General features: G+C 69.5%; 5 protein-coding genes. 3 read left to right on the top strand and 2 right to left on the bottom strand.

Annotated features, from left to right (window positions below; translation table 11 throughout):
• Window positions 1–83 precede the first annotated feature (83 nt).
• The gene (locus ACZ6O0_RS27955; protein ID WP_465767954.1) at window positions 84–4,460 is read right to left on the bottom strand and encodes a S8 family serine peptidase; all 4,377 of its coding nucleotides are present in this window, start codon (window positions 4,458–4,460) and stop codon (window positions 84–86) included.
• Between the two features lie 312 nt (window positions 4,461–4,772).
• On the opposite strand from ACZ6O0_RS27955, the gene ACZ6O0_RS27950 reads away from it, so the two are divergent.
• Both ACZ6O0_RS27950 and ACZ6O0_RS27945 read left to right on the top strand, forming a co-directional pair.
• Window positions 4,773–5,381, top strand: a complete 609-nt coding sequence (locus ACZ6O0_RS27950) for a winged helix-turn-helix domain-containing protein (protein ID WP_465767953.1) — start codon at window positions 4,773–4,775, stop codon at window positions 5,379–5,381.
• Window positions 5,382–5,392: 11 nt separating this feature from the next.
• A complete protein-coding gene (locus tag ACZ6O0_RS27945; protein ID WP_465767952.1) occupies window positions 5,393–6,562 on the top strand; it encodes a threonine synthase in 1,170 nt (389 codons plus the stop codon).
• Window positions 6,563–6,894: 332 nt separating this feature from the next.
• On the opposite strand, the gene ACZ6O0_RS27940 is transcribed toward ACZ6O0_RS27945, so the two are convergent.
• Window positions 6,895–8,883, bottom strand: a complete 1,989-nt coding sequence (locus ACZ6O0_RS27940; protein WP_465767951.1) for an alpha-1,4-glucan--maltose-1-phosphate maltosyltransferase — start codon at window positions 8,881–8,883, stop codon at window positions 6,895–6,897.
• A 257-nt stretch (window positions 8,884–9,140) separates the two neighbouring features.
• Here ACZ6O0_RS27940 and glgP point away from each other — a divergent pair, with 257 nt between their 5' ends.
• A complete protein-coding gene (gene glgP / locus ACZ6O0_RS27935) occupies window positions 9,141–11,735 on the top strand; it encodes an alpha-glucan family phosphorylase (protein ID WP_465767950.1) in 2,595 nt (864 codons plus the stop codon).
• Window positions 11,736–11,790: the final 55 nt, after the last annotated feature.

Here is an 11,790-nt window from a genome sequence, read left to right as displayed (position 1 = left end):
TCGACCAGCCCGCGTGGGCTCGACCCGGTACGTGGACCGGCCCCCGTCCGTGAAGGGCGGGGGCCGGCCTGGTTAGTGCGGGGTTACTTGATGGACTTCAGGGCGAAGTCTTCGGTGACAGGGGTGCCGGCTACCAGCTTGGTGGTGCGGGTCTGGGGCTTGTAGCCGTCCTTGGCGGCGATCAGGGTGAGTGGGTTGTTGCGGCGGTCCAGCCAGTAGGCGTACTGGCCGTTGTTGTCGGTGATGAAGGTGTAGGACTGGGCCCACGAGTCCACCTCGACGATCGCGCCGGCGAGCGGAGCGCTGACGCCGGACGAGCTGACGCCCGTGACGGTGCCCTGCAGCTTGCTCCAGGTGTTCGGCGGGGTGACGTTCATCGTCACGCCGACCGGTGCGACCGAGTAGGGGGTGTTCTCGCCGACCGTGACCGCCCCGGAGTACGTACCGGGCTGGTCGACGTTCGCGGTGAGCGTGACCTTGACCGTCGTCGACGCGCCCGGGGCCAGCGTGGCCTCGGTCTTGTCGATGGACAGCCAGCTCACGTCCGCCGACGACTCGGCGCAGTCCTCGAGACCCGGCAGGGCCTCACTGTCGACCGTGGCGGTGAAGCCACCGGACGAGCCACCGACCTTGTAGAAGCCGCAGGCCGCGCCACCGCGGTACCGCGGCAGGTTGGCGTTCGGCAGCGCGGTCCAGCTGTCCGACGACGGGTCGTACGAGAACCCGGCGTTGGTCACGGCACCGGCCTGCACACCGCCGACGATCAGCAGCTTGCCGCCGGCGACGGCGTACGACGCCGCCCAGTGGTCGGACGGGGCGTCCGCGACCGCGGTCCAGGAGTCGGCTCCCGGGTCGTAGACGTACGCCGACTTCAGCGAGTTCGTACCGTCGTTACCACCGGCGCAGTACACCTTGCCGTCGATGGCACCGCAGGACGCGAACGCGACCGACTTCGGGTAGTTCGCCAGCGTCTCCCACGCGTCGGCGGCCGGGTCGTACCGGACCACCGTGTTGCTCATCGGGAGGCAGCTGGCGGTCGTGCAGCCACCGACGGCGTACAGCTTGCCGTCCGCGACGGCCTGACCGGCCGCGGCCCGCGGGGCCGGGTTGGCGGCCGCCGGGGTCCAGGCGTTGGCGGCCGGGTCGTAGGCCCAGGTCGCCGCGTCCGGTCCGGAGGCACCCCAGCCGGAGCTGGCGATGATCTTGCCACCCACGGCGCCGACGGTGACGGCGTTGCGGGCGCCCGGCAGCGGGGCGATGGCGGTCCAGGCGAGGGCGGCCGGGTCGTACACGTAGCTGTTCCCGGTCGAGGCCGAACCGTTGCCACCGGCAATCGAGTAGATCTTGCCGTCGAGGTTGACCACCCGGTTGTCCATCACGGTCGACGGGTAGTCGGCGATGTCGGTCCACGGCGCCGCGAGCGGCTTCGCGGCGGCCGGCGTACCGGTCGTCTTGCCCGACAGCATCTTGGCGAACGAGGTCTGCACCGCGAGCCGCTGCAGCGGGGCACCGGTGCCGTTCAGCACCTGCGCCTGGGTGGTCTTGGTGCCGTTCGCGTTCTCCAGGACGAAGCCGCCGTCCTTCTCACCGAACTTCACCTCGACGTCCGCGCCACCGGTGTTGGTGACGGTGAACGACTTGGTGACCTTGCCGGTGGGCAGCTTCAGGTTGCCCGTCACGCTGCCCGGCGTGACGCTCAGCCGGCCGGCCTTCAGGGAGTAGTCGGCCACGGTGGTCCAGTCGGCCTCGACGCCCACGGTCGCCGTCGCGGTGACGTAGTTGCCGGCCTTGGCGGTGAAGCCCTGGTCGCCGTCCGCGGACGAGTACAGCCAGTAGAAGCCGTCGTTCAGGCCGGTGTCCTCGGGCGTCGCCACGGTGGTCGCGGACTCGGAGCTGCCGTCACGGGTGACGACCGCGCCGTTCACGAAACCGTTCGTGTTGGCGTCCTTGACGTTGCCGACGACGATGCCGCCGCCGGTCGGCACACAGGTGACCTGGCTGCCGATCAGCACGCTGTCGACGATCCACCACCACTCGTACGAGGCGTCGTAGTAGTGGAACCGCACCTGTACGGCGGACTTGCCGGCCGCCTGCGGGATCGCGACCTCCTTGACCCCACGGACGTCCGTGGCCTGGGCCAGCACGTTGGACCAGGTGGCCCCGCCGTCGATCGACAGGTCCACGTCCGCCTTCTCGCCGCCGAGCCAGTTGAGGTCCTGGTTGAACCGGATCACCGGAGCGGTGACCGAGCTCAGGTCCACGACCGGGCTGACCAGCGAGGTGTCCTGGGATCCACCCGGACCGTAGTTGTCGCTGTCGATGACCGCGAACTTGCCGCCGCCACCGGACAGGTTGCCCCGGTTGCCGGGGTCGTCGAACTTCCAGACCTGGCCGTTGCTCTTGTTGTCGACCACGGTCCAGCCGCTCGGGACCGCACCGGAGTCGAACGTCTCGTACACACCGTCGGAGCCGTACTTGTAGCCCGGCGCCGTGGTGCAGGAGTCGGTCAGGACCGGTACTGCGATGTTCTTGGTCAGGTTGCCCGAGCCGACCGTGATCGGCTGGCTGACCGTCTGGTAGCCCGGGTACTGCGACTCGACCTTGAGCGAGTACGCGGCACCGGCCGGAACCTTCAGGCTGTAGCGGCCGTTGCTGGGCGTGGTGTAGTCGAACACACCGCCCGGACCCTCGACGCTCACCTTCGCGTACAGCGGCCAGCCGTGGCCGGAGCCGTCCGAGATGGTGCCGCCGACGCTCACCTGCGGCGTGCTCACCAAGGCGAAGTCCTTGGTGGTGGTCTGACCGGTGGTGATGGTGACCGTGGCCGTCTGGGTCTGGTACCCGAACGACGCCACCGTCAGGTCGTAGCTCCCGGCCTGCAGGACCGACGAGAACGTGCCGGTGCTGCTGGTGGTCAGGACCTTGTCGGGCTGGCCGGCCGCCTTCACCGTGACGCTGGCGCCGGCGATCGCGGCACCACCGGTGGCGGCGGTGACCTTGCCGGTCAGGGTGCCGGTGTCGCCGATCGGCGCGGCGTTCAGCAGTGCGAGCGCGTCGAGACGGCCCTGACCGAAGACGTTGTTGTTCTCCGGGGTGCCGCCGCACTGGCTGTTCGGCGTGTCGATCGCGGTCTGGTTCAGCAGCGCCCGCGTCGCGTTCACGTCACCCTTGAGGGCCGGCGAGGCCGACCAGAGCAGCGCGATCGTGGCCGCGAGGTGCGGGGTGGCCATCGACGTACCGTTGAAGCTGCCGTAGGTGTTGCCGGGCAGGCTGGAGCGGACGTTGACGCCGGGGGCCGAGATGTTCGGCTTGATCGTGCCGTTCTGACCGACACCACGGCCGGAGAACGACGCGATGTTGTTGTTGATGTCGTAGGCGCCGGCCGAGTAGTTGCTGGTCAGGCTGCCCGGAGAACCGGAGGTGTTGCAGCCGCCCTCACCACTGTTGCCGTTGGCGAACGCACCGAAGATCCCGGACGCGGTCCAGGCCAGGGTGATGTCCTCCATGAACGGGTCGTTCGACGGCAGCGTCGAGCCCCACGAGTTGTTGATGACGTTCGGCCGCTTGCTCGCGTCCGGGTTCTGCCCGGCGAGGTTGGTCGGCTCGAGCATCCACTGGCCGGAGCTGATCAGTGCCTCGTCGCTCGGGCAGCAGCCGTTCGCGGCGATCCACTTCACGCCCGGCGCGACACCGACCTGGTTGCCCGCGCCGTCGTCGCCGACCATGGTGCCCATCGTGTGGGTGCCGTGGCCGTTGCCGTCGGCCGGCTGGGTCGGCGAGGTGCCGGCCGCGTCGAACCAGTTGTAGTTGTGGTCGAAGGTGCCGTCGCCGTTGTTGCCGCGGTACTGCTTCACCAGCGCCGGGTGGTCGAACTGCACCCCGGTGTCGATGCTGGCGACGACGATGCCCTCACCCTTGTCGCCGTACTGCGACCACACCTGGTCGGCCTTGATGTTGGCGATGCCCCACTCGACCGCGTTGATCTCGTGCTCGGTCGTGCCCTGGGTGACTTTGGGCACCTCGATCGCGACCGGGGCGTACAGGCCCTCGACCTCGGTGTGGGTGGCCAGGTTCTGGGCCAGTGTGAGCGACCCGCTCTGGATGCGGATCGCGTTCGTACCCCAGAACGCGGTGTACTTCACGTGCTGTGCGTCCAGTTCGGCGCGGATCTTCGCCTGGCTGTCCGCGGCGGTCTTGCGCAGCGCGGCGGCCACGGCGGTGCCGCGCTCGTTCCAGTCGGTGATCTTGCTGGCGGCGGTCAGATCGGCCTTCGGTGCGAACCGGACCCAGTAGTCCGTCGCGGCCTTGGCGTCCTTGCCCTCCAGCTTCGCCATCAGTTCCGGCTTGATCTTGGCGGCCGGTTCCGGCGTGGCTTGAGGTTTGGTGGGTGGCGACGCCTGCGCCTGGCCGGCGGCTGCCAGCCCGGTCGCCAGCACGGCCACCGTCGCCAGGGCACCCACCAGAGATCTGGCGAGTCCCCTTCGTGGTTGATGTGACATCTCTGCAGCCCCTCACTTGGAAGACCCCGAGTCGACTCCCCCGAGTCATGCGTGCAGAGGTGCATGGGGGTTCGCGTTGGGCGAACGCTCCGTGCCCCCCAGGTCGCGGCGTGTGACACCGCGAGCCTGACGTGGAGCCTATGTGTCAGAACAACGTGGTAACAAGCACAGTTGGTGAGCAGGATGTGACTATCTGTCGCACGGATCGAGGCAACGTGGTCAAACGTTGGCAGTCCGTTGACGATCCCGGGCAGAGGTTGACATCGTGATCGGATGGTCACCGCCCGTGTCCCCGCCCCAGCGGACGTCGATCTGACCACGACCGGTCCCGAGCCGTTCCCGCTGCTGATCGCGGTCGCGGCCTCGGCCGAGCAGCGTGTCCGGCTCGCCGAGCTCGTCGACGACGTCGCGCCGCTGCTGCTGGTCTCCAGTCTCGACGAACTTCGCAAGCTGCTCGTGCCCGTGCAGCAGCCACCGCCCGCCGCCCCCGAACACCCCGAGCCACCCGAGCCCGACGCGGTCGATGCCGCCGCGGCCCGGACCCCGGGGGAGCAGCCGGAGGCCGACGTCCTGACGATCGACCGGGCCCGCTCGGTCGCCCGCTGGCGCGGCCGCGAGATCCAGCTCACCGAGCTCGAGCACGACCTGCTCACCCGGCTGATGTCCGTGCCCGTGCGGGTCTGGACGTACGACGCTCTGCACCACACCGTGTGGCGCAACCGCGACCTCCGCGGCACAGCCGACGTGCACTCGGTGGTGAAGCGCCTGCGCCGCAAACTCGACGAGCTCGGCACCACAGTCACCATCGACGCGGTCCGCGGCATCGGGTTCCGTCTCACGGATCACCAGCGCCCGGCGATCACCAGTCTCCGGGCGGGGTAGTTTCTGCAGGTGTGACGTTCTCTGCGCTGAGCCATCTCGAGTGCCCTCGTTGTGGATCCGTCCACGACGCCGACCAGATCATCGGTCTCTGCCCGTGCGGATCGCCCCTGCTCGCCAGGTACGACGCCGGCGCGGTGACGCTGACCAAGGACGAGCTGGCCACCCGGCCGCCGGACCTGTGGCGGTACCACGAACTGCTCCCGGTGCGGTCCGCGGACAACGTGGTGAGCCTGGGGGAGGGGATGACGCCGCTGCTGCCGTTGCCGCGGTACGGGCGTGAGCTCGGGGTCGACCGGCTCCTGATGAAGGACGAGGGGCTGATCCCGACCGGTACCTTCAAGGCCCGGGGTGCCGCGGTGGGCGTGTCCCGCGCGTACGAGGTCGGCGTACGGAAGATCGCGATGCCGACCAACGGGAACGCCGGGTCCGCCTGGGCCGCGTACGCCGCCCGGGCCGGGATGGAGGCGTTGATCGCGATGCCGATCGCGGCGCCGGAGATCTGCCGGCGTGAGGTCAGCGTGGTCGGCGCCGAGCTGCACCTGATCGACGGACTGATCGGCGACGCCGGTGCGTTCATCCGCGCGGAGCTGGAGACGCGCGAGGGCTACCTCGACGTGTCGACGCTGAAGGAGCCGTACCGGATCGAGGGCAAGAAGACGATGGGCCTGGAGATCGCCGAGCAGCTCGGCTGGCAGTTGCCCGACGTGATCCTCTACCCGACCGGCGGCGGTGTCGGCATCATCGGGATCTGGAAGGCGCTCGTGGAGCTGCGCGAGCTCGGGTGGGTAGACGGTCCACTGCCGCGGCTCGTCGCCGTACAGTCCACCGGCTGCGCGCCGATCGTCCGGGCGTGGGAGAAGGGTCTGCCGGAGAGCGAGCCGTGGCCGGACGCGCGGACCATTGCCTTCGGCATCACCGTGCCCAAGGCCCTCGGCGACTTCCTTGTCCTGCAGGCGATCGCGGAGACCGACGGTTGTGCCGTTGCCGTCGACGACGAAGACATCCTCGCCGAGCAGCACCTCGTCGCCCGGCTGGAAGGCGCGTTCATCTGCCCCGAGGGCGCCGCAAACTTCGCCGCCGTCCGCCGCCTCCGAGAGTCCGGCTGGCTCCGCTCAGACGACCAGGTCGTCGCCCTCAACACCGGCGCGGGCCTCAAATACCCGGAGACCGTCCCGCTGTAGTCCGTCCCTCGCGCGGACGTGGTCCAGCCCTCGCCCGCTACGCAGCCGCTCCCCTCGTCGCTCCGCTCCTCGACGCGGCTGCTCCGCGCGCGACCAGCCGCCTCGTGGACCGCGCTCCCGCGGAGGGTGTGTCAGTCCACTCATCACGGCACAGCGTGAAACGGTCGCAGTTGATCGCGCGCGGAAGCGCGCACACGGCGGGCGCCAGCCCGCAGACCGCCGCGGTAGCCGCAGCTAGAAGGCCGGCGCCAAGCCGGGGGCGGGTGGGAGCGGCGCGCAGCACGGCGACGAAGGAGCCGCGCGTAGCACCGCGTGGGTCAGACCCGTTTGCTTCAGGCCTGGCCGCGGCGGACGGCGAGGATGTGGCAGGGCTCGCCGTTGGGGTCGAGCTTGACGTAGTTCTGCTGGCCCCAGCGCCAGGTCGCGCCGGTGATCTCGTCGTACACCGTGAAGGTGTCCTCGGGGCGCATGCCGAGCGCGGGCATGTCGAGGTGCACCATCGACTCGCGGACCGAGTGCGGGTCGGTGTTCACCACGATGATGACGGTGTCGCTGTGCCCGTCGGGCGCGGTCGTGCGCTTGGAGTAGCACATGATCGCCTCGTCCTCGACCGAGTGCAGCGACAGGTTGCGCAGCTGCTGCAGGGCCGGGTGCCGGCGGCGGACCGTGTTCAGCAAGGTCAGGTACGGCGCCAGAGTGCGACCCTCCGCCGCGGCGGCATCCCAGTCCCGCGGACGGAACTGGAACTTCTCCGTGTCGAGGTACTCCTCCGAGCCCGGCCGCAGCGCGACGTGCTCGAACAGCTCGAACCCGGCGTACACACCCCAGGTCGGGGACGCCGTCGCCGCGATCGCCGCCCGGATCTTGAACGCGCCGGGACCGCCGTACTGCAGGTACGCGGTGAGGATGTCCGGCGTGTTGACGAAGAAGTTCGGCCGCAGGAAGTGCGCGGTCTCCTTGGTCAGCTCCTGCAGGTACTCCTCGAGCTCCCACTTCTCGTTGCGCCAGGTGAAGTACGTGTAGGACTGGTGGAAGCCGACCTTCGCCAGCTCGCGCATCATCGGCCGGCGGGTGAACGCCTCGGACAGGAACACCACGTCCGGGTCGGTCTTGCGGATCTCGCCGAGCAGGTACTCCCAGAAGTTCACCGGCTTGGTGTGCGGGTTGTCGACCCGGAACACCGTGACGCCGTGGGAGATCCACAGCCGCACGATCCGCAGCACCTCGGCGTAGATGCCTTCGGGATCGTTGTCGAAGTTGATCGGGTAGATGTCCTGGTACTTCTTCGGCGGGTTCTCGGCGTACGCGATCGAGCCGTCCGCGCGGACGCTGAACCACTTCGGGTGCTCGGTGACCCACGGGTGGTCCGGCGAGGCCTGCAGGGCCAGGTCGATGGCGACCTCGAGGCCGACCTCGCGGGCGCGGCCGACGAAGTAGTCGAAGTCCTCGAAGGTGCCGAGCTCGGGGTGGATCGCGTCGTGCCCGCCCTCGGCCGAACCGATGGCCCACGGCGAACCCGGGTCGCCGGGCTTCGGGTCGAGCGTGTTGTTCGGACCCTTGCGGAACGCGTGCCCGATCGGGTGGACCGGCGGCACGTAGAGAATGTCGAAGCCCATCTTCGCGACCGCCGGGAGTCGCTCCGCCGCGGTCCGGAAGGTCCCGGACGTCCACGTCCCGGATGCCTCGTCGTACGACGCTCCCTCGGACCGTGGGAAGAACTCGTACCAGCTGCCGTACAGCGCGCGCTCGCGGTCGACCCACACCGGGTAGGTCTCCGACGACGTGATCAACTCGCGCACCGGGTACCGCCCGAGCGACGCTCGCACCTGTGGCGAGATCCCCGCGGCCAGCCGGGCTTCCGGCGGCAGCGCGCCGTTGGCCAGCGCGTGCGCGGCATCGCCGAGCGTGGCCCGATCAGCGCGTACGGCGGGAGGCACGCCGGCGGCCGCGCGGTCGAAGAACGCGGCGCCCTCGGCGAACATCAGGTCGACGTCGAGGCCGGCCGGCACCTTGATCTCGGCGTTGTGCCGCCACGTCCCGTACGGGTCGCTCCAGCCCTCGACCGCGAACGTCCACGCGCCCTGCTCCTGCAGCGTCACGTCCACGGTCCAGCGGTCGCTGCCCTGCCCGACCGGAGTCATCAGCATCCGTCTGGTCTGTCCCGACGGCGAGGTCAGTACGACGTTCGCGTTCACCGCGTCGTGGCCTTCGCGGAAGACCGTTGCCGCGATGGTGAACGTCTCGCCGACCGACGCCTTGGCCGGATACGCGCCGGCGTCGACGGTCGGGGTGACGTCGGTGATCGGGATGCGCCCAGTCATGGCGTAGACGAACCTTCCCTTCGAAAGGAGAAACCGCCCGATTGCGGATCCGGCGGGTTGGGTAACTACGTCGAGAACTACAGGATGACGTTATCGGTTCCCAGTGCGTACCTGTGACATGCAGTGGTCACGGTTCGGTCCACAGCGTGGAACTTCGGTGACCGGCCTCCGGAAAGTGTCTGCAAAATCTTGCTCGTGTTGCAAGATCGATGCACGTCGAGGGTGATCTCCGACCTGTGGCCTTGTACGGTGTCCCGGTGCGAGCGATACGACGATTCTCCGTCCGCCCTGTCCTGCCCGAGCCGCTGACCGGCCTGGGCACCCTGGTGAACAACCTCCGCTGGGCCTGGCACCCGGAGACGCAGGACGTCTTCGAGGCCGTCGACCCGCAGCTGTGGCGGAGCACCGGCGGTGACCCGGTCAAGCTTCTCGGTGAGGTCCCGGCGGCCCGGCTCGACGAGCTGGCCAACGACCAAGCCTTCCTCCGCCGGCTCGAGCTGGCCGTAGCCGACCTGAACGGCTACGTGTCCGACGACCGCTGGTTCCAGACCGAGGCCGGCTCGCCGGTGAGCTCGGTCGCGTACTTCTCCCCGGAGTTCGGCATCACCCACGTCCTCCCGCAGTACTCGGGCGGCCTGGGCATCCTGGCCGGTGACCACCTGAAGGCGGCCAGCGACCTCGCCGTACCGCTGATCGGTGTCGGACTGCTGTACCGGCACGGCTACTTCGCGCAGTCGCTCAACGCCGAGGGCTGGCAGCAGGAGCGCTACCCCCTGGTGGACCCGGATGGGCTGCCGATCAGCCTGCTCCGGGATGGTGACGCCCCCGCGACCGTGACACTGACCCTTCCGGGCAACCGGCAGCTGCATGCGCAGATCTGGGTCGCGCAGGTCGGCCGGGTGCCGCTGCTGATGCTCGACTCCGACATCGAGGAGAACGAGCCGTCCGAGCGCGAGGTGACCGACCGGCTGTACGGCGGTTCCACCGAGCACCGGCTGCTCCAGGAGCTCCTGCTCGGCGTCGGCGGCGTCCGCGCGGTCCGCACGTACTGCCGGATCACCGGCCACCCGGCGCCCGAGGTGTTCCACACCAACGAGGGCCACGCCGGCTTCCTCGGGATCGAGCGGATCCGCGAGCTCGCGGCCGACCAGAGCCTGGACTTCGACACCGCGCTCGAGGTCGCCCGCGGCGGCACCGTGTTCACCACCCACACGCCGGTGCCGGCCGGTATCGACCGGTTCCCCGTCGAGCTGATCCAGCAGCACTTCTCGCCGGACGCGTTCGGCCAGGGTGTCCCGATCGACCGCATCCTCGAGCTCGGTGCCGAGGACTTCGAGGGCGGCGACCCGGGTGTGTTCAACATGGCGATCATGGGTCTGCGGCTGGCGCAGCGGGCCAACGGTGTGTCCAAGCTGCACGGCGTGGTCAGCCGCGGGATGTTCTCCGGTCTGTGGCCGAGCTTCGACGCGGTCGACGTACCGATCACCTCGATCACCAACGGCGTGCACGCGCCGACCTGGGTGGCGCGCGAGATCCACGACCTGACCTACGCCAACTACACCGCCGAGGGCGACACCGTCTTCGAGGGCCTGGACAAGACCACCGACCAGCAGATCTGGGAGACCAAGCGGATCCTGCGGCAGCGGTTCATCGACGACACCCGGGCCCGGGTCCGGCAGTCCTGGATCAACCGCGGTGCCAGCGAGGCCGAGCTCGGCTGGGTCGACTCGATCCTCGACCCCGACGTCCTGACGATGGGCTTCGCCCGGCGGGTCCCGTCGTACAAGCGGCTCACGCTGATGCTGCGCGACCCGGCCCGGCTGAAGGCGCTGCTGCTGCACCCGCAGCGGCCGGTCCAGATCGTCATCGCCGGCAAGGCGCACCCGCACGACGAGGGTGGCAAGAAGCTGATCCAGGAGATGGTCCGCTTCGCCGACGACCCGGAGATTCGGCACCGGATCGTGTTCGTGCCGGACTACGACATCGCGCTGGCCCAGCCGATGTACCCGGGCTGCGACGTGTGGCTGAACAACCCGCTGCGTCCGTACGAGGCGTGTGGCACGTCCGGGATGAAGGCCGCGCTGTGTGGCGCGCTCAACCTGTCCATCCGCGACGGCTGGTGGGACGAGTGGTACGACGACGAGTTCGGCTGGGCGATCCCGTCGGCCGAGGGGATCGAGGACACCGACCGGCGTGACGACCTCGAGGCGCACGCGCTGTACGACCTGATCGAGAAGCAGGTCGCGCCGCGGTTCTACGACGGCGCGGTGCCGGGCCGATGGATCGAGATGCTCCGGCACACGATCAAGGAGCTCGGCCCGAAGGTGCTCGCCACCCGGATGGTCCGCGACTACGTCGAGCAGCTGTACGTGCCGGCCGCGAAGTCGTCGCGGTCGTTGAACTCGACGTACGACGGTGCGCGTGAGCTGGCCGCGTGGAAGAAGAAGGTCCGGGCGGCGTGGCCGCAGATCCGGGTCGACCACGTGGAGCTCCAGGGCCTGGGCGACGTACCGCAGCTCGGGACCACGGTCGGCATCCGCGCGTTCGCGGCGATCGGCGACCTGACCCCGGCCGACCTCTGCGTCGAGGTCCTGCACGGCCGCGTCGACACCAACGACGAGATCACCGATCCCGTGCGTACGGCGCTGTCGCTCGCGGAGACGTACGACGGCAACCGGCACCGGTACGAGGGCGAGCTGAAACTCGACCGCACCGGCCCGTTCGGCTACACCGTCCGCGTCGTCCCCAACCACGCGGGCCTGGCCAGCCCAGCCGAAATGGGCCTGGCCGCCGGCCCGTCCGACCCCGACGACCCGTCGGCCCCCGACCTCCCCGCCGGCTCCGAGTTCTAACCCCCCGGCCCCGCCTGCCTCACCAGGCGGGGCCGTTTCTCATTCCCCCACCCGC

Source organism: Kribbella sp. NPDC048837, assembly GCF_055586945.1.
This window is presented reverse-complemented; position numbering and strand designations above follow the sequence as displayed.